This window comes from Desulfovibrio sp. SGI.230 (assembly GCF_050313065.1).
Classification (GTDB): Bacteria; Desulfobacterota; Desulfovibrionia; order Desulfovibrionales; family Desulfovibrionaceae; genus Desulfovibrio.
Map to the genome: position 1 here is coordinate 38408 of NZ_JBNPKS010000013.1, position 17488 is coordinate 55895.

Below are 17488 nucleotides of genomic sequence, written 5' to 3' on the forward strand. Positions count from 1 at the left end.
TTTATGAATCCTGGCCCCCGCTGACGGAGGCTTCCAGATGACTGATCTGCAGCTCCTTGCCCTGCACCACCGTGTGGCCTGCCAGGGCGCCGCACGCCGGACACGGCTGCCAGAGGGCTTCCTGCCCCTCGCCGCCGAAGGTCTGCCCGCAGGTGGAGCAGCGCAACAACAGGGGGATGGTCACCAGTTCGAGCCGGGCGGCCGCATGCGGCCCGCCCTGCACCAGGGCCTCGAAGCAGAATTGCAGCGAGTCCGGCACCACGCCGGCCAGGGCGCCGCATTCCACACGGATGAGGTCGAGCCGGTCACAGCCCTGTTTGGCGATCTCTTCCAGAGCTATGTCCAGGATGCTTTGTGCGATGGACATTTCGTGCATAGTGCGCCGATGCTAGCGCAAAGCCCCCGGCGCGTAAAGGGATTTGGCAAATCTTGCCATTCGGCACAAATCATGTAGAGTTTAGCCGTGCCTGCATATGGGGCCTCATGGCATGCCCCGGCCCGGAAGGCCTTTTGCCCCGCTGCCGTGACACGCGCATCATGAACCGCCACGCGCGATCTTCCGCCGGGCACTTCCCGGCGGACATCCGGCCCAAAGGCACAGGAGCCTACTGGCATGAACAAGATCTTTCTCTGGATAGTCCTCGCGGTCATCATCCTTGGCCTGCTGCTCATCCTGCTCAACACGCGCATGGGGCAGTCCGGCGACGCCCCGGTCCCGGCCGACAACAGCGTCTCCGCCCCTGTGAAGCCCGCGCCGCCCGTTGCCCAGCCCCCCCTGCCCGTGACGCCCGGCACGCCTGCCGACGGTGAAAAGCTGGCCGCTGCCGGGGTCAAGCCTTCTCCCGCTGCCGTGGAGCGCGGCTTTGCTTTCGAGACAGGAGAGGAAACGCCCGCCACGGCGGAAAGCCCTGCCCCCGCAAGTCCGGGCACGACCCCGCTCACCGCTGCCGCCCATGACGAAAAAGCCCCGGCGGCCGCTCCTGCGGCTCCCGCCGCCCCGGCGGAAGTGAAGAAGGCGGAAAAGCCCGCTCCCAAGCCCCAGCCCGCGCCCCGCAAGGCGGCCCCCGCACCCAAGAACCAGACCATCACCAACTTCGTGGTCTTCGTGCGTGACGGCGGCGCCACCATCCGCCTGGACGCCTCGTCCCCCATCCGCTTCAAGCATCTGGAGCTGACCAGCCCCTCCCGCGTGGTGGTGGATCTGCACGGCACCTGGAAGCTCAGCGAACCCGGTGTGCCCAAGGGCGAGATGGTCAAGGACGTGCGCCTGGGCAAGAAGGGCAGCGACACCCGCATCGTCATCGACCTGCACGCCAAGGCCAAGACGCGCTACATCCTGACCAAGGGCAAGAAGCGCCTGGACATCCGTCTGGACAAGACCAAGTAACTTCTCGCAGCATAACGATAAAAAACGGCAGGACCTCCCGGAGATCCTGCCGTTTTTCATAACTGAAAAAGGGAGGCTTTCGCCTCCCCTTCTTTTATTCCTTTTCCATTTCCCTGCCGCGTTCGTCAGCGACCAGCACCGCATCCACCAGCAGGCCGGAAAGTCCCGCCCTGTCGAGGACATTGACCCCGGCGATGGTCAGGCCGCCGGGCGAGCATACCTGGTCGCGCAGTTCCATGAGCGGCGTGTCGCTGCGGGCCGCCATGACGGCCGAGCCTTCGAACAGGGCCGCCACCATGTCGCGGCAGTCCTTGCGGCCCAGGCCCAGGGTGACACCGGCCTGCACCAGCCCCTGCATCATGCCGAACACATAGGCGGGCCCGGCGCCGATGAGGGCCGAGAAGGCCGTGAAACGGGACTCCGGCAGCTCCAGACAAACGCCCAGCTGGCTGAAGAAGCGCAGGATGTCTTCCTTGCTCTCCGCCGGGACCTTGTCGTCGAAGCACAGGGCGAACACGCCCTTGCCCACCAGTGCGGGCGTATTGGGCATGCAGCGCACCACGGGACAGCGTCCGGCCACGGCCGCCTGCAAACGGGCGATGCTGATGCCCGCCGCCACGGAGATCACCACCGTGTCGGGCCCGAACTCGGGCGCCATCTCGGCCAGCAGGGCCTCGATCTGGTAGGGTTTGACGGCCATGACCACATAGCGGGTCTTGCGAGCCAGCTCGCGGGCCGAATCCAGACGGGTGACGCCCGCCGCTTCCAGAGGCGCCATGCGTGCTGCCGTGCGCGTATGGCCATACAGGGTGCAGTCCAGGGAAGAGGCGGCAAGACCGGCCAGGATGGCCCCGCCCATGTTGCCGCAACCCACACAACCGATGCTCATGCTCATGTTCGTTCTCCATCACCGCCACAGGCGGCTGTCAGCCGGGAGGCGCTCCAGACGCTCCCGGAAAGATCACTCCGGCTTGCCGAACTGTCCGGCCCGCAGCTGGGCCAGATGCCAGACGTAGCGCCGCAGGGGCACCACGGCCACGCCCTCGCGGTTCTCCCAGCGCTCCAGGGCCCGCAGGGTCGAGGCGTGCGGATGCCCGATGGCGATGGCGATGCCCTGCTTGCGGGCCAGGCGGGCGGCCTTGTCCAGTGCGGCCAGCACCTTGTCCGTGCCCTGGGGATCGTCCAGAAAGACATGGCGGCTGGCCGTGACGATGCCCTGGCGGACCATGCTGGTCTCCAGCTGGCTGTTGCCGCGGGTGACGCTGTCCAGCACGAACAGGCCGCGCCCGTAGGCCAGACCGGCCAGCATGCGGCAGGCATCGCGTCGTCCGGTGAACCCGGAACCCATATGGTTGTTGAAACCCAGGGCCGTGGGCACCTGCGCCAGCGCCTTGTCCAGAGCGTGTTCCATGGCATAGGCGTCCATGTCCGTCTCCAGCGCTCCGGGGCCCGGATTGGGCGCGGTGCCGTTCTTGCGGGGCATGGCCTCCATGGGCATGTGCAGCAGGACGTCCAGCCCCATGTCCCGGGCCACCTGCTGCACCGGACGGCGGGCAGCGGCATGGGGCCACAGGGCCAGGGCCACGGGGAACGGCAGGCTGGCCAGCTGCTCCGCGGGCTCCAGCTTCTGGCCCATGTCGTCGATCACCAGCACCAGAGCAGGTTCGGGCATGGGCCGGGAAAGCGTGGCCAGCATGGTCTCCCAGCCGGGGAAATGCAGGACGAGGCAGGTGCGGCCGTCCACATCGGCTTCCAGCACCCCGTCGTCCGTCCAGCGCAGTTGCGGCATGGGGACGTCATCGGCCAGCAGGCGCTCGCCGTCAGGGCCGGTACGCAGGGCCTCCTGGCACAGGCGCTCCTGCAGGGCCAGGGCCAGACGCAGGGGAGCGCCGTCCCCTTCCACACGGTAATGCCGGGCCTCCTGTTCCGAAAAGCCGGGCATGGTCAGCAGACGGCAGCCGGGCATGACCCGGGACAGGGTCTGGCGCATCAGATCGTCCAGACGGTCCCGGTGCCGCAACCAGTCACCGGTGGCCAGCACGGGCTGCCCGTCCTCGGCCACCAGCACGGCGCCTCCCTCCCGGGAGGCCAGCCACAGGGACAGGCCCAGACACAGGCAGAACCACAAGATACCGCCCACCAGCAGGCGGGTCGACGCACACGGCCCCCCGGAGAGGCCGTCGTGATCGTCGCCGCTCGGGGGGCCGGGATGTAAGAAAGGCAAGCGCACAGGTTCCCTCCGCGCCGGACGCAGGCCTAGCGCCGGATCTCCTGGATGCGGGGCAGGCCCTTGACCAGCTGCAGGGCCATGCGCAGCTGGTTGTCGCGGGCCAGCTGTTCCGCGGCATCGTCACGCTTCTTGCTGCTCGTGGCCTTCTTGCCGCCATCGGCGTTCTCCAGATGGCCGCTCAGGTTCTGCTCGCGCAGCAGGATGCGGGGCTCGTCGGCATCTTCTTCACGCGGACGCTCGAAGGGGATCTCCAGGTCGGGCACGATGCCCTCGGCCTGGATGGAGCTGCCGCTGGGCGTATAGTACAGGGCCACGGTCAGCTTGAGGGCCGAGCCGTCGGACAGGGGGATGATGTTCTGCACCGAGCCCTTGCCGAAGGAGCGTTCGCCGATGATCAGGGCGCGCTTCTGGTCGCGCAGGGCACCGGCCACGATCTCGGAGGCCGAGGCCGAACCGGCGTTGATGATCACCACCACGGGCACGTCGATGTCCCCGGCCTGGTCCTTGGCCTCATAGATGCGCTCCGGCACGGGGCCGCGGCCCTGGATGGACACGATGGTGCCCTTGCTCAGGAACATGTCGGAAACGCTCACGGCCTGGTCCAGCAGACCGCCGGGATTGTTGCGCAGGTCGAGCACGATGCCCTTGAGGCCGCCGGTCTTGGCGCATTCGCGGGTGGCCTTCTTGAGGGCGTCGCGCAGGTCCTCGTCGGTGCGGCCGGAGAAACGGGTGAGGCGAATCCAGTAATAGCCGTCTTCCAGCGGCTTGGACTTCACGCTGACCAGCGGGATGGCCTCACGCTTGACCCGGATGGTCTTGGGCGACTTGGAGGTGCTGTGCAGGATGCCCAGCTCCACTTCCGTGCCCTTGGGGCCGCGGATGCGCGAGACCACGTCCTGCAGGCTCAGTTCCTGCGTGGGCTGGCCGTTGATGGTCAGGATGACGTCCCCGGACTGCAGGCCGGCACGATAGGCGGGCGTGTCCTCGATGGGGGTCACCACGGTCACCTGGCCGTTCTCCACCGTGATCTCGATGCCGATGCCGGTGAATTCGCCGGAGGTGGTCTCCTGCATCTCCTTGTGTTCTTCAGGCGTCATGAAGGTGGAGTGCGGATCAAGGCCCTGCAGCATGCCCTTGAGGGCACCGTCCAGCAGTTCGCCCTGGTTCACGTCCTTCACATAATAACGGTTCACCAGATCCAGCACCTGGCTGAAACGGCGCAGGGCTTCGAAATCTTCCTCGACCTTGTCTTTGTCGGCCTTGGCGGCAGCGGTGGCTCCCAGCGGGCAGCAGAGGGCCAGCACGCAAAGGAAAACGGTCAAACGGAAAAGAGCTCGCATGGATTGCCTCCCGAAAAGATCATACGGACGCAGGGGCTCCTGCCGGAACCGGCGGGGCAGGCACGCAGCCTTGCCGGGCCGCCTGCGGAGCGGCCATAGTTACCTTTTTCAGGTCAAAAAGCAATGACGGCCGGGGACCGCGGCAACCCGGCAGGTACGCCATGGACAGGGGCGGCCCGCAGATGCATGCCGAAAAAAGTACCGCTCCCCCGCTCCCGGCCCCGCAGGCAGGCACAAAAAAAGGGGCCGCCCGTTGCCGGGCAGCCCCTGGGATCGCAAAGGCTCAGGGCCTAGATGAAGAACAGCCAGGTCAGGATCAGGAACAGCGGGATCAGGATACCCACGGACCAGGCCATGTAACCGAAGAAGCTGGGCATGGCCACGCCCTGTTCTTCGGCGATGGAACGCACCATGAAGTTGGGGGCGTTGCCGATGTAGCTGTTGGCGCCCATGAACACGGCACCGGCGGAGATGGCGGCCAGGGTGGGCGCCATGTCGGTCATCAGGTGCACGGGGTCACCGCCGGCGGTGTTGAAGAACACCAGGTAGGTGGGCGCGTTGTCCAGGAAGCTGGACAGGGCGCCGGTCAGCCAGAAGAACATGTAGTTCACGGGCTCGCCGTCATGGAAGACCATGTTGATGACACCGGCCAGGGCGCCGTCGGTACCGGCACGCAGGATGGCCAGGGCGGGGATCATGCTCAGGAAGATGCCCAGGAAGAGCTTGGCCACTTCTTCGATGGGGGCCCAGGAGAAGCCGTTGAGTTCACGGCACTGGCGGGTGGTGAACTTCCAGGACAGGCCGGCCAGGCAGAGCAGCAGGATGTCGCGCAGCAGGTTCTGGCCATCGATGCCCACGCCGTGGATGTTGATGGCTTCGCCGAGGTCGATCATGCCGGAGACCAGCACGCAGAGCACGATGCCCAGCAGGAAGAGCAGGTTGATGGAGCCGTCGAGGCCCAGCTTTTCTTCCACCTTGTTGGGATCATGCGGGGGCTGGGGACGACCTTCACGGCCGTACAGGACGGTATCGAGCACGAAGTAGATGCCCAGCAGGGCCAGGGACATGAAGCAGGTCTTCACGAACAGGTTGGTGGTGGTCCAGAAGAAGCTCACGCCCTTCAGGTAGCCCAGGAACAGCGGCGGGTCGCCCAAGGGAGTCAGGGAGCCGCCGATGTTGGCCACCAGGAAGATGAAGAAGACCACGGAATGCACACGGTATTTGCGGTGGGCATTGGCGCGCAGCAGGGGGCGGATCAGCAGCATGGCGGCGCCGGTGGTGCCCATCCAGCTGGCCAGGATGGTGCCCACGGCCAGGATGCCGGTGTTGACCACGGGGGTGCCCACCAGCGAGCCCTTCAGGCGCACGCCGCCGGCCACGGTGAACAGGGCGAACAGCAGCACGATGAAGGGGATGTACTCCAGCAGGATGGCATGGAGGAATTCATAGAAGGCCACGTTGAAGCCGTAGACCACCAGACAGGGAATCAGGAAGGCAAGGCCCCAGAAGACGGAGATCTTGCCGAAGTGATGATGCCAGATATGCGGCAGGGCTAGCGGCATGATGGCGATGGACAGCAGCATGCATACGAAAGGAATGACCCAGACCGCGGACAGTTCCGCACCGGGGATGCTCGGATGCCCTTCGGAGGCCATGGCCAGCACGGGAAGCGCCAGCACGGTCAGCAGGGCAAGAGGCAGGGACCAGCGTTTCAACATGGGATTCTCCTCAAGTCAGTATAAAATATCACAAAAGAAAACATTGTGATACATTATGAAAACTTCTCAATCTTACGCCATTTCCACGTTTTTTGCAATGAAAATGCTCCCTCTTGGCGCAGGATGAACATTTCACAAAATCCGGCTTACCTGACGGGGTCCGGGCCGTCCCCGGGCAGGGCCGCGGCCGGGCCGCTGTCACTGCCGTAAAGGCTGCGGTATTCGTGCTGGAAGATGCACATGCGCGTGGCGTCGTGGTAGGCGCCGTTGGCGAAGAACTCGTGGATGAGCACGCCCTCGGCCTGGAAGCCCAGCTTGGAATAGACGTGGATGGCGCGCACGTTCTCGTTGTCCACCACGAGGTAGAGCTTGTAGAGGTTGAGCGCGTCGAAGGCGTAGGCCATGGCCAGCTTGGCCGCCGCCGTGGCAAAGCCGTGGTTCTGCCAGGCCGGGTCGATGATGATCTGGAACTCGGCCCGGCGGTGGATGTAGTCGATCTCCACCAGCTCCACCAGGCCCACGTTCTGGCCCTGATGGTCCACGATGAAGCGACGCTCGCTCTGGTCATGGATGTGCTTGTTGTACAGGTCCTGCAGTTCCACGAAGGCCTCGTAGGGCTCTTCGAACCAGTAGCGCATGACGTTGGCGTTGTTGTCCAGGCCGTGCACGAATTTGAGGTCTTCCCGTTCCAGCGGCCGGATGCGGATGGCGGCCGATGCTTCCCTGCCAGTTTCCATGCTGAGACTCCCTGCCGCGCGCCGCAAGGCCAAGGCTTGCGGGAACGGCGTTTTTCTGCCAGATTTCCGGCGAATTCCACCAACAACGAGGATGCTATGCCCAAGGACCCCACTCCCCGGCGCAAGGCGCGTCTGGGCTCGGTGCTTGCCCACCGTCAGCCCGACCTGACCCTTGTGCTTGCCAATATCCATGACCCGCACAACGTCTCGGCCATCTACCGTTCCTGTGACGCCTTCGGCGTGGACAAGGTGCACCTGTACTATACCGACACGCCCTTCCCCTTGCTGGGGCGCAAGACCTCGGCCTCGGCCCGCAAATGGGTGGAGAGCGTGCGCCACCGCGACCGTCAGGAGCTGGAGACCAGCCTGCGTGCCCAGAACATGCAGATCCTGGCCACCACCTTCACCCCCACGGCCAAGCCGCTGCGCACCTGGGACTTCACCCGTCCCACGGCCATCATCATGGGCAACGAACACAGCGGCGTCAACGAGGAACTCATCAGCATGGCCGACGGTGAGCTCTACATCCCCATGTACGGCATGATCCAGAGCTTCAACGTCTCGGTGGCCTCGGCCATCATCCTGTCCGAAGCCTGCCGCCAGCGCGAGGCCGCCGGCTTTTACGACAGCCCCCGCCTGGAGCCCGACGAGCTGGAACGCCGCCTGGCCCTGTGGCTGGAAAAATAGACTGTCCCGCAAGATGCGAAAAGGGGGCGCCCTGCCGGGTGCCCCCTTCGTCCGTCATTCGATATCCAGCCCGTCGGCGGGCTCGCCGCTGCCCTCCGCATGCGGCCTGACCACCTTCTGGAAGCGGTGCCCGTCCCAGCGGTAGCCGATCTCGTTGGCCAGCGGCAGGTAGAGCATGCCGGTCTTGTTCCAGAACACGGGGTGCGCGCGCAGGCCCCCCATACCCAGACAGATGAGCACCGAGGGGTTCACATCGTCGGGTACGGGCTGGCCCTTGGCAAAAAATTCCTGGATGTCCGGCTCCTGCGGCACGTCCACGGGCACCGTGCGCCCCGAGGCGTCCACGCGCCACAGCTCCACCGTGCACAGCTCGGTGCCCAGCGTGCCGATGGCCGCCACGGCCGAACCGTCGTCAGCGTCCCGGAACAGACGCAGGGCCACGCCGCTGTCGCGGAAGGGCAGCGCCCGGAACACGATCACGTCCCGGCTCTCGCCGGCCAGTTCCCAGAACTCGCTCTGTCCTTCTTCCAGCAACTGCTGTTTGTCCTCGTCCTCAAGGCCTTCGGCCGTATTTTCAAAAATGCTCGTGGGCAGGGCGCCGAACGCCTCGCGGGCGGTGAGCGCGCTCTCCTGCGCCAGGCCCGCGGACGGGCTCAGCAGCATGAGCATCAGCAGACAGAAAAAAACACGCATAACTCCCCCTTGCCGCGACACTGTCCCGGCTCGTCAAAAATTTTATACGGCCTTCCCCGTCCTTTGTCCATCGCTCCGGGCCGTTTTTCCCGGCGCTTATCAGGAATCCCTCTTGCCAAACAGCGTCGCCACGCTTACATAACAGCCCATGAACAATCCCTGCATCCATATCGAAAAAGCCCGGCAGCACAACCTCAAGGACATCAGCCTGGACATCCCCCGCGACGAGCTGGTGGTGGTCTGCGGGCCCTCCGGTTCCGGCAAGTCCACCCTGGCCTTCGATATCGTCTATGCCGAGGGCCAGCGCCGCTATGTGGAATCCCTTTCGGCCTATGCCCGGCAGTTCCTGCCCCAGATGGACAAGCCGGACGTGGAGAAGATCGAGGGCCTTTCCCCGGCCATCTCGCTGGAACAGCAGAGCACCTCGCGCAATCCCCGTTCCACCGTGGGCACGGTGACGGAGATCCACGACTTTTTGCGCGTCTTCTTCGCCCGTCTGGGCCGCATGTACTGTCCCTCCTGCGGCCGCCCCATCGAGGCCCGCTCCGCCGACGAGATCATCACCGACATCATGGCTCTGCCCCAGGGCAGCAAGTTCATGGTCATGGCGCCGCTGGTGGAACTGCAAAAAGGCACCCATCAGGACAAGTTCAAAAAGCTGCGCGCCGAAGGCTTCGCCCGCGTGCGTGTGGACGGCACCTTCCACACCCTGGACGACGTGCCCGCCCTAGACAAAAACAAGAAGCACAGCATCGACCTGGTGGTGGACCGCCTGGTCAACAAGGACGGCATCCGCGGCCGCCTGGCCGACTCCGTGGAGCTGGCCCTGCGCTACGGCGAAGGCCGCCTGACCGTCCACCTGCCCGACAGGCCCGAAGGGGAACGGGACATCATCCATTCCACCACCTCGGTCTGTCCGCACTGCCATATCTCCCTGCCCGCGCCCAGCCCACAGCTCTTTTCCTTCAACAGCCCGCAGGGTGCCTGTCCCCGCTGCGTGGGCCTGGGCACCGTGGACTATTTCGAGCCCCGCCTCATCGCGCCCAACCGGGGCCTTTCCCTCAATACCGGGGCCCTGCTGCCCTGGGCCGAGAGCAAGCATTTCCAGCGTTACGAGCCCGCCCTGCGCGCCCTGGGCGAGCGCCACGGTTTCACGCTCTCCACGCCGCTGGAGGACTTTTCCGACGCGGCCCTGGCCTGCCTGTTCTACGGCGAGGACGAAAAGGGCCGCCCCGCCGCGCACAGCAGCGGCCTGCGCCGCAACTGGATGGGCGGCAACGTGGCCATGGATGCCACGGGCGACTACCAGAGCGAACTTTTTGCCGGACGCGCCGCCGACGTGAAGGTCAGCGAGGAGCGCTGGCCCGGCGTCATCCCGCTGCTGGAAAAAGGCATGCAGTACGGCGAGGCCTGGCGCGAGATCCTGGCTCGCTTCCGCCAGTCCACGGACTGCCCGGACTGCCACGGCGCCCGCCTCAAGCCCGAGGCCCTGGCCGTGCGCGTGGACGACCTGAACATCGCCCAGTTCTGTTCCCTTTCCGTGGAACGGGCCCTGCAATGGCTGGAAGGACGGCACTTCGACGGCCGCCACGCCCTGGTGGCCGAGCCCCTGCTCAAGGAGCTGACCCACCGTCTGTCCTTCATGCGCAACGTGGGCCTGGAATATCTTTCCCTGGGCCGGGCCATGGCCACCCTTTCCGGCGGCGAGGCCCAGCGCATCCGTCTGGCCTCCCAGCTGGGCTCCGGTCTGGTGGGCGTGACCTATGTGCTGGACGAGCCTTCCATCGGCCTGCACCCGCGTGACAACGAACGCCTGCTGGGCACCCTGCGTTCCCTGCAGCAGCGCGGCAATACCGTGCTGGTGGTGGAGCACGACGAGGCCACCATCTGCGCGGCCGACACGGTCATCGAACTGGGTCCCGGTTCCGGCTCCCAGGGCGGCGAGATCATGTTCCAGGGCAGCGTGCCCCAACTGCTGCGCGCCGATACCCTCACGGCCCGCTATCTGCGCGGCGACGCCAGCATCAGCCTGCCCGACGAACGGCGCGAGCCCCAGGGCTGGCTGACCCTGCACAACGTGACCACCAACAACCTGCGCGGCATCGACTGCCGCTTCCCGCTGGGCGTGCTGACCTGTGTCACGGGCGTGTCCGGTTCGGGCAAGAGCTCGCTGGTGGTGGACACGTTGTACAAGCATCTGGCCATCAGCCTGGGCCAGCGCGTGGACCAGCCCGGCACCATCGCCGGTCTGAGCTACAGCGAGGGGGCCCGCCCCATCGAGCGCATCGTGGCCATCGACCAGACGCCCATCGGCCGCACGCCGCGTTCCAACCCGGCCACCTACACCAAGGTCTTCGACGAGATCCGCAACATCTTCGCCATGACCCCCGACGCCCGCAAGCGCGGCTACAAGCCCGGACGCTTCAGCTTCAACGTGCGCGGCGGCCGCTGCGAGGCCTGCGGCGGCGACGGCCAGATCCGGGTGGAGATGCATTTCTTGCCCGACGTCTACGTGACCTGCGATGTCTGCAAGGGCCGCCGCTACAACCACGAGACCCTGGAAGTGCGCTACAAGGGCCTGAACATCGCGGAAGTGCTGGATCTGCCCGTGCAGCAGGCCCGTGCCTTCTTCGAGAACTATCCCGTGCTGGAGCGCCGTCTGGCCGTGCTGGAGGAAGTTGGCCTGGAGTACCTGCGTCTCGGCCAGCCCGCCACCACCCTTTCCGGCGGCGAGGCCCAGCGCATCAAGATCTCGCGCGAGCTGGGCAAGCGCTCCCTGCCGGGCACGCTCTACATCCTGGACGAGCCCACCACCGGCCTGCACATGCACGAGGTGGGCAAGCTCATCAAGGTGCTGCACGCTCTGGTGGACAAGGGCGCCAGCGTGGTGGTCATCGAGCACAACACGGACATGATCCTGGCCGCCGACCACGTGCTGGACATGGGCCCCGGCGGCGGCGAGAACGGCGGGCTCGTGGTCTCGCAGGGCACGCCCGAGGCCATCGTGGCCGACCCCGATTCCGTCACCGGCCGCTTCCTGATGCAGGAACGCCGCGACCGCCTCAAACGGCGCGGTTAGACGACTCCCGGTGATGTCGAAGGCTGCCCCCTGCGGGCAGCCTTTTTCGTCTTCCAGTCCTGCCGGATGCTGCGGGCCCCGGATGGGCCCGTGCGAGGAGGAAAAAGGATGCATGGAGGCCTTTCAAGAGGCTCTCCCTCTTTTATGGCCCTGCAAAAGATACGGACGATTTCCTTTTGCCTCGAGCGCAGTTTTTTTCAGGATGCCCCCTTCCGTTCCCCGCATCATTTCATCAGTCAATAAACATCAAAAACAAGCGTCGCCACTTTTCAGGACATCCTCCATCCTTTTTTCTCTTTCTCCCGCAGTGCCCCGCCCCGCTCCCGTCACCACCAATCCATAGGCAGCGCCCCTTTCCTGTGCTATACTGGATGCGTTCCCGCTCCGGGATCAATCCCTGTGTCTCCAGGAGGCACCATGTCCGCGCTCCCCTTCCTCCACGACCGTCAGTTCTCCCCCCGGCTCACCCTGGTCTGCCTTGTGTGCCTGCTCCTGTTGCCCGCGTGTCCGGCACCGGGCTCCGACCTCGACGGAACGGCCCATAACCACCACGCCCAGATCAGGGCGGGCGATGCCTACAGCAATGTCTACGGCGTCATGGCCTATGGTGACAGTGCCCGGGCCCGCTACGGCACGGTCGTCAATGACGGCGGTCAGGCCGTGCAGACCTTCGGCGGCTGGTGTTACGGCGGCGTCGCCGACACCGCCTACAACAGCATCGTCGTCAATGGCGGCCGCATCAGTGACAATGCCTACGGCGGATCCGCCCTTGCCACCATGTTTGCCCGAAGCAACAGCAATACGGTCCTCCAGATTGGCGGCGATGTCTCCCATATCGTGGGCGGAAATGCCGACAGCGGCCGCGACAAGGCCCTGGCCGACAGCAATCTCGTCATCATCAAGGGGGGCACGACCGGTACCGTGGTCGGCGGCCATGCGTCAGGTCTGCTTGACGGCTCGGCCCGTTACAACCTGGTCAGCATCTCCGGCGGCTCCATTACCAGCGTCGCCGGCGGCAGTGCCACCACGACCAACGGGACAGCCGACGCCAGTTTCAACGCCGTTCTCGTCAGCGGCGGCAGCATCAGGGATCACATCGTCGGCGGCATCGTCTATGCCAGCAGCAACGGACAGTACGGCGCACGCTACAATGCCGTCACCCTCACGGGCGGCCATATCGGCGGCTATGTCTTTGGCAGCGCCCTCACGGACAGCCTGGGGCAGAACGTCTCCCCCCTGCCCGCTGCCGGCAGCGGCAACAGCCTCAACCTGCTGGGCTGGCAGGGCACGCTCCGGCGTGTGGCGGCCTTCCAGTACCTCAACCTTGCCCTGCCCAACGGCATGCGGCCCGGAGAGACCCTGCTGACACTGGGCAATGAGCAGACAGGGGGCGACCTGCAGGGCAGTACGGTACGCGTTCTGGGGGCCCTGGGGGGCCAGGGCATGCGCATCGGTGACCGGTACACGCTGATAAACAGCATCCATGCCGATGAACTGGCCCTGAGTAACGGCGGTACCGTCCATGATGCGCCCAAGGGCTTCGCCCTGCTCTTCGACGGCAGCATGCAGCGCAACGGTGACTCCATCGACCTGACCATCACCGGCTTGCGGGCCAACCCGCAAATAAAGGCCTTCAACCAGTACCGGGTGGCCCAGATGGCGGCCCTCGACCGGGGCGCGCGCCTGGTGGAAGGCACGGCCCTGGAGCAGGCCCGCAAGGCGGCTGCCGGACAGGATGCCTGGATGCCCTTCGCGGCCATCCATGGCGGTACGGAACGCTACGGCAACGATGGCCGGGCGGACGGCACCGGCCTGGAACTGGCTGCCGGTCTGGCCCGGAGCTTCACGGGCGAGGCGGGCGACCTGCTGCTGGGCGCGTTTTTCGAATACGGCCAGGCCAGCATCGGCACCCGCGAGGACTTTTCCGTAGGCGACGTCTGCGGCACCGGCAGCGCCCGCTACGCGGGCGGCGGCCTGATGGCCCGCTTCGACCTGACGTCCGGCCTTTTGTCCGGCCTGTACGCGCAGGCCGGTCTGCGGCTGGGGCAGATCAATGGCGACTGGCAGAGCCAGGACATCGCCAGCGTGCTCCAGCAGACGGCCGACTTCGATACGTCCACGGCCTACTACGGCCTGTTCGCCGGCCTCGGCTACCAGTGGCAGGCCACGGAACGCATGCGCCTGGACAGCCGGGCCAGCTTTTTCTGGAACCATCAGGACGGACAGGACATCAGCATCATGGGCGAGGACTTCCGCTTCGATCCCATGGATTCCTGCCTGCTCCGCGTGGGCACCCGCCTGAGCTATGAGCTTTTCCAGGGCTTCAGTCCCTACGCGGGCGTGGCCTGGGAACATGAGTTCGACGGCACGGCCCGCACGGAACTGAGCAATCATGGCGTGGATGCGCCCTCGGTCTCCATGCGCGGCGACAGCGCCGTCTTCATGGCAGGCTTGCAGTGGGATCCCGCTCACAGCTCCCTCCATGTGGACCTGGGGCTCGAAGGTTCCGCGGGTGTCCGGCAGAGCATCGGCGGCCAGGCCCGCCTGGTCTGGGAATTCTGATGGCAGGAGCATCGCCCGCGCCTTCCCGCGGGCACAAATAAAAAGAGGCCGGATGTCCAACACATCCGGCCTCTTGCATAGTATCGTATCATCGATGTCGCAGGACGTCCCGGCGGCACGGTGCGGCTCGCCTCAGCGTCCGCCCTCCGCGCCTCTCCTCCAGCCGGAGGAGCCTACGCCGGCAAGGTCTGCCCCGCTCTGCCCGATCACCGTACGAGCCTGAAAGTCATCCCCGGGCGTGGCGGCGCAGCACCTCGTCCACCAGTTCCTGACCGAGACTGCCGAACGAACGCAGCGGCGCAGGCTCTCCCGCACCCGACTCCTGCAGGCAGCGACCGTACCAGACGATGTCGTGCCAGCGGCCCTGCTTCCAGCCCGAGGCCGGGAAATGCCCCAGCAGGGAAAAGCCCGTCGCCCTGTGCAGGGCTTCGCTAGGCTCGTTGGGCACCGCGATGCAGCCATAGGCGTTGACCACGCCCTGCAGGCGCAACAGTTCCAGCAGGGCCCCGTACAGGGCACGCCCCACGCCGCGCCCACGGGCGGAACCCAGCACATAGACGGAACACTCCACGTTCCAGCCGTAGGCCGCCCGTTCCATGTGCCGGTGGGCATAGGCATAGCCCAGCACCTGCCCCGGCGCCCGGCAGACCAGCCAGGGATATTCCGGCAGCACATGATGCAGACGCGCGCCGAACTCCGCAGCCGTGGGCACCTCGTATTCGAAGGTGATGGCCGTGTCCCGCACATAGGGCGCATAGATGGCCAGCATGGGGAAGACGTCGCCGACCCCGGCCACCTGCAGGCAAAAGCTCATCGCTCCTCTCCTCCGCCGGGGATGCTTTCCCCGTCTGCGGCCAGCCCGCTGACCACACCTCCTATGCAGATGCCCAGGCTGCACATGGCCAGCCCCAGCCACCAGATGCGATAAAAGTCATGGCCAAAGATGCCGTTGACCAGCCAGCCCAGATACCCCAGATAGAACCAGGCCGTCAGGCGCCAGTGCAGAAGACTGCCCGCGGCCTCCGCCGCACGCTGCGCCACACCGCCGTCGTGCAGGGCACGGCGGATATGCCTGCCCGCCCACCAGGCGAAGCCCAGCAGGAAGATCATGCCCAGGATGAAGCCGATGATGCCGTGGGCATACAGGATATCCAGATACATGTTGTGCGGGTGGCTGATGGTGATGGCGTCATGGGCCGGGACAAGCCCCAGGGCCCGGAAGCAGGCGTTGTAGCGGTCAAGCCCCGCCCCCAGCCAGGGATGCTCGAGGAAGACCTGCCAGCCCAGGGACCAGAGGCTCCAGCGCCCGTCCCCCGCGATGGTGGACGGATCCATGCGGTGGAAGGACAGCAGGGTGAAGCCCCCCAGCACCAGGACGCAGCCCCAGAGGGCGATGCGTCCCGTCCTGCCGCCCGCCAGCAGGGCCCAGAACACGAAGGCGGAGGCCACGGCCAGGATGCCGCTGCGGCTGGAAGCGCCTTCCAGCAGGAAAAAGGCCGGGATGAAGAGCACCACCCAGACGACCGCCGCGGGCAGGACGCCCAGACGGCGACGCAGCAGGAACCAGCAGGCAAAGGCAGGGATCATGGCCAGCGCCATGTAGTTGCCCACGCTGTAATCCCCCAGGCTGCCGGTCAGGCGTCCGGCGTTGGGCGCATAGCCCATGATGAAGTCGAAGCCGGTCCAGGCCTGCCACATGCCGTCCAGTCCCTGCCAGACACAGGCCAGCACACAGGCATGGACAAGGCGGCGCAGGTCCCGTGTGGAGCGCACGCACTCCATGGCGATGAAAGGCAGGATATAGGCCTTGTTGACGCCCATGCCACCATGCAGGAAGGACTGCCAGACGTCCGTGGAGAAGACCACGCCGATGAGGGTCATGGCACCGGCGCAGAGGAAGAGCGGCCAGACCGTGAGACGGCGCAGGACGGAACGGTGCCAGGCGTGCCGGTAATAGAGCAGCAGAAAGATGAAGCACAGCGGCGGCGTCACTTCGCGCCAGCCGTAGCCGATGGGGAACAGGGCCAGGGAGACCCAGAACGTCCAGAAAAGACAGGCATGCCAGAATTCCCCGGGGTCGGCGTCATGGCGTCGCCGGATACGGTCCATCACGTCCGCGACACAGCTCTTCAGTTGCGACATCTTCGGGCCTCCTGTAGTGGGATAGCGGCACCATAGCGGCAGGCTTTGCCGAATTCAAGCCGCCTCTTGCCACCAGTCCCCCGCTGCGCTAAGTAGACTCAACATTTATTTCATAAGCTATTGAGGAGATTATGGCACGTTTTACCGGTTTTGATGAAGTGTACAGCGCCCTGTATGTGGACTTTGACAACATTTACACCCGTTTTCTTGAAGCAGACCCCGAAGCGGCCCGGGCCTTCGGCATGGCCCCCTACCGCTGGGTGCGCTGGATCGAGAACCACGCCCTGCGCATCCTCTACGGTGACGGCGTGCGCCGCCGCATCCTGAAGCGCATGTGTTACCTCAACCCCCAGCGCTATCAGGAATTCCGTTACCATTTCATCCGCAGCGCCTTCCAGGTGGTGGACTGTCCGCCCCTGACCACCCGCGGCAAGACCAGCACGGACATCCATCTGGTCATGGACTGCATGGATGACCTGTCCCACCCCACCCATTTCGACGAATTCATCATCCTGTCCGGCGACGCGGACTTCACCCCCCTGCTCATCCGCCTGCAGGAACACGCCCGCCGCACCCTGATCCTCTCCGTGGGCTATTCCTCGCCCGCCTACACGGCGGCCGCCTCCTGGCGCATCCGCGAGGACTGGTTCCTGCAGCAGGCCCTCAAGGACGAACGCCCCGAAGATGACGCCGACGCCGCGCCCGGCAATGCTTCCCTGCCCCAGGCCCGTCCCCTGCGCGATACCCTTTCGCGCATGGCTCCCGGCGCCAGCGACGAAGACGACGAGGACGACGGCCCCGCCCCGGGCAACAGCTGGTAAGGCAGTTGACGGCGCTGGCCCTCCCGCATAAGACAAGATATGGTTGGCTGTCCCGGCATGCGTGTGTCACATGCCGGGACCTATCCCATCAA

General features: G+C 65.7%; 14 protein-coding genes. 5 read left to right on the forward strand and 9 right to left on the reverse strand.

What is annotated here, in order from left to right:
• Position 1 precedes the first annotated feature (1 nt).
• Entirely contained in the window at positions 2 to 367 is a 366-nt protein-coding gene (locus ACQRAG_RS09835; RefSeq protein ID WP_320619779.1) for a hydrogenase maturation nickel metallochaperone HypA, read from the reverse strand.
• 246 nt (positions 368 to 613) lie between these two features.
• Between ACQRAG_RS09835 and ACQRAG_RS09840 the strand changes: the two genes are divergently transcribed.
• Positions 614 to 1387 carry an AMIN domain-containing protein gene (locus ACQRAG_RS09840; protein WP_418741068.1) on the forward strand — a complete coding sequence of 258 codons (774 nt, stop codon included), beginning with the start codon at positions 614 to 616 and terminating at the stop codon, positions 1385 to 1387.
• 94 nt (positions 1388 to 1481) lie between these two features.
• On the opposite strand, the gene proC is transcribed toward ACQRAG_RS09840, so the two are convergent.
• The 5 genes from proC to speG all read right to left on the reverse strand — a co-directional run bounded on the left by proC (position 1482) and on the right by speG (position 7412).
• A complete protein-coding gene (gene proC / locus ACQRAG_RS09845; RefSeq protein ID WP_427804054.1) occupies positions 1482 to 2282 on the reverse strand; it encodes a pyrroline-5-carboxylate reductase in 801 nt (266 codons plus the stop codon).
• A 66-nt stretch (positions 2283 to 2348) separates the two neighbouring features.
• Positions 2349 to 3617, reverse strand: a complete 1269-nt coding sequence (locus ACQRAG_RS09850) for a divergent polysaccharide deacetylase family protein (protein ID WP_289616398.1) — start codon at positions 3615 to 3617, stop codon at positions 2349 to 2351.
• Positions 3618 to 3643: 26 nt separating this feature from the next.
• The gene (locus ACQRAG_RS09855; protein ID WP_168935373.1) at positions 3644 to 4957 is read right to left on the reverse strand and encodes a S41 family peptidase; all 1314 of its coding nucleotides are present in this window, start codon (positions 4955 to 4957) and stop codon (positions 3644 to 3646) included.
• Positions 4958 to 5247: 290 nt separating this feature from the next.
• Positions 5248 to 6675 carry a sodium:proton antiporter gene (locus ACQRAG_RS09860; RefSeq protein WP_168935372.1) on the reverse strand — a complete coding sequence of 476 codons (1428 nt, stop codon included), beginning with the start codon at positions 6673 to 6675 and terminating at the stop codon, positions 5248 to 5250.
• A 146-nt stretch (positions 6676 to 6821) separates the two neighbouring features.
• Positions 6822 to 7412, reverse strand: a complete 591-nt coding sequence (gene speG, locus ACQRAG_RS09865) for a spermidine N1-acetyltransferase (protein ID WP_168935371.1) — start codon at positions 7410 to 7412, stop codon at positions 6822 to 6824.
• Positions 7413 to 7508: 96 nt separating this feature from the next.
• On the opposite strand from speG, the gene ACQRAG_RS09870 reads away from it, so the two are divergent.
• A complete protein-coding gene (locus ACQRAG_RS09870) occupies positions 7509 to 8099 on the forward strand; it encodes a TrmH family RNA methyltransferase (protein WP_427804055.1) in 591 nt (196 codons plus the stop codon).
• A 54-nt stretch (positions 8100 to 8153) separates the two neighbouring features.
• Here the strand turns inward: ACQRAG_RS09870 and ACQRAG_RS09875 are convergent, their stop codons facing one another.
• Positions 8154 to 8792: a hypothetical protein gene (locus ACQRAG_RS09875; RefSeq protein WP_303740229.1), complete on the reverse strand. Its 639-nt coding sequence runs from the start codon at positions 8790 to 8792 to the stop codon at positions 8154 to 8156.
• Positions 8793 to 8940: 148 nt separating this feature from the next.
• Here ACQRAG_RS09875 and uvrA point away from each other — a divergent pair, with 148 nt between their 5' ends.
• Together uvrA and ACQRAG_RS09885 are read left to right on the forward strand one after the other, a co-directional pair.
• Positions 8941 to 11871, forward strand: coding sequence for an excinuclease ABC subunit UvrA (gene uvrA / locus ACQRAG_RS09880; RefSeq protein WP_303867852.1), 2931 nt, complete (start codon positions 8941 to 8943; stop codon positions 11869 to 11871).
• A 417-nt stretch (positions 11872 to 12288) separates the two neighbouring features.
• On the forward strand, positions 12289 to 14433 hold the full coding sequence (locus ACQRAG_RS09885; protein WP_427804056.1) for an autotransporter outer membrane beta-barrel domain-containing protein: 2145 nt from the start codon (positions 12289 to 12291) through the stop codon (positions 14431 to 14433).
• Positions 14434 to 14659: 226 nt separating this feature from the next.
• Here ACQRAG_RS09885 and ACQRAG_RS09890 read toward each other — a convergent pair whose 3' ends face one another.
• Positions 14660 to 15247, reverse strand: a complete 588-nt coding sequence (locus tag ACQRAG_RS09890; protein WP_427804057.1) for an N-acetyltransferase family protein — start codon at positions 15245 to 15247, stop codon at positions 14660 to 14662.
• Positions 15244 to 16575: an O-antigen ligase family protein gene (locus tag ACQRAG_RS09895; protein WP_337463803.1), complete on the reverse strand. Its 1332-nt coding sequence runs from the start codon at positions 16573 to 16575 to the stop codon at positions 15244 to 15246. The genes ACQRAG_RS09890 and ACQRAG_RS09895 overlap by 4 nt, the downstream gene beginning before the upstream one ends.
• A 131-nt stretch (positions 16576 to 16706) precedes the next feature.
• On the opposite strand from ACQRAG_RS09895, the gene ACQRAG_RS09900 reads away from it, so the two are divergent.
• Positions 16707 to 17396, forward strand: coding sequence for an NYN domain-containing protein (locus tag ACQRAG_RS09900; protein WP_168935365.1), 690 nt, complete (start codon positions 16707 to 16709; stop codon positions 17394 to 17396).
• The last annotated feature ends 92 nt before the right edge of the window (positions 17397 to 17488 follow it).

Coding starts and splice junctions, on each gene's coding strand:
- uvrA (WP_303867852.1), top strand. CDS start 8,941: ATGAACAATCCCTGCATCCATATCGAAAAAGCCCGGCAGCACAACCTC.
- ACQRAG_RS09835 (WP_320619779.1), bottom strand. CDS start 367: ATGTCCATCGCACAAAGCATCCTGGACATAGCTCTGGAAGAGATCGCC.
- ACQRAG_RS09900 (WP_168935365.1), top strand. CDS start 16,707: ATGGCACGTTTTACCGGTTTTGATGAAGTGTACAGCGCCCTGTATGTG.
- ACQRAG_RS09870 (WP_427804055.1), top strand. CDS start 7,509: ATGCCCAAGGACCCCACTCCCCGGCGCAAGGCGCGTCTGGGCTCGGTG.
- ACQRAG_RS09890 (WP_427804057.1), bottom strand. CDS start 15,247: ATGAGCTTTTGCCTGCAGGTGGCCGGGGTCGGCGACGTCTTCCCCATG.
- ACQRAG_RS09860 (WP_168935372.1), bottom strand. CDS start 6,675: ATGTTGAAACGCTGGTCCCTGCCTCTTGCCCTGCTGACCGTGCTGGCG.
- speG (WP_168935371.1), bottom strand. CDS start 7,412: ATGGAAACTGGCAGGGAAGCATCGGCCGCCATCCGCATCCGGCCGCTG.
- ACQRAG_RS09895 (WP_337463803.1), bottom strand. CDS start 16,575: ATGTCGCAACTGAAGAGCTGTGTCGCGGACGTGATGGACCGTATCCGG.
- ACQRAG_RS09840 (WP_418741068.1), top strand. CDS start 614: ATGAACAAGATCTTTCTCTGGATAGTCCTCGCGGTCATCATCCTTGGC.
- ACQRAG_RS09885 (WP_427804056.1), top strand. CDS start 12,289: ATGTCCGCGCTCCCCTTCCTCCACGACCGTCAGTTCTCCCCCCGGCTC.
- proC (WP_427804054.1), bottom strand. CDS start 2,282: ATGAGCATGAGCATCGGTTGTGTGGGTTGCGGCAACATGGGCGGGGCC.
- ACQRAG_RS09855 (WP_168935373.1), bottom strand. CDS start 4,957: ATGCGAGCTCTTTTCCGTTTGACCGTTTTCCTTTGCGTGCTGGCCCTC.
- ACQRAG_RS09875 (WP_303740229.1), bottom strand. CDS start 8,792: ATGCGTGTTTTTTTCTGTCTGCTGATGCTCATGCTGCTGAGCCCGTCC.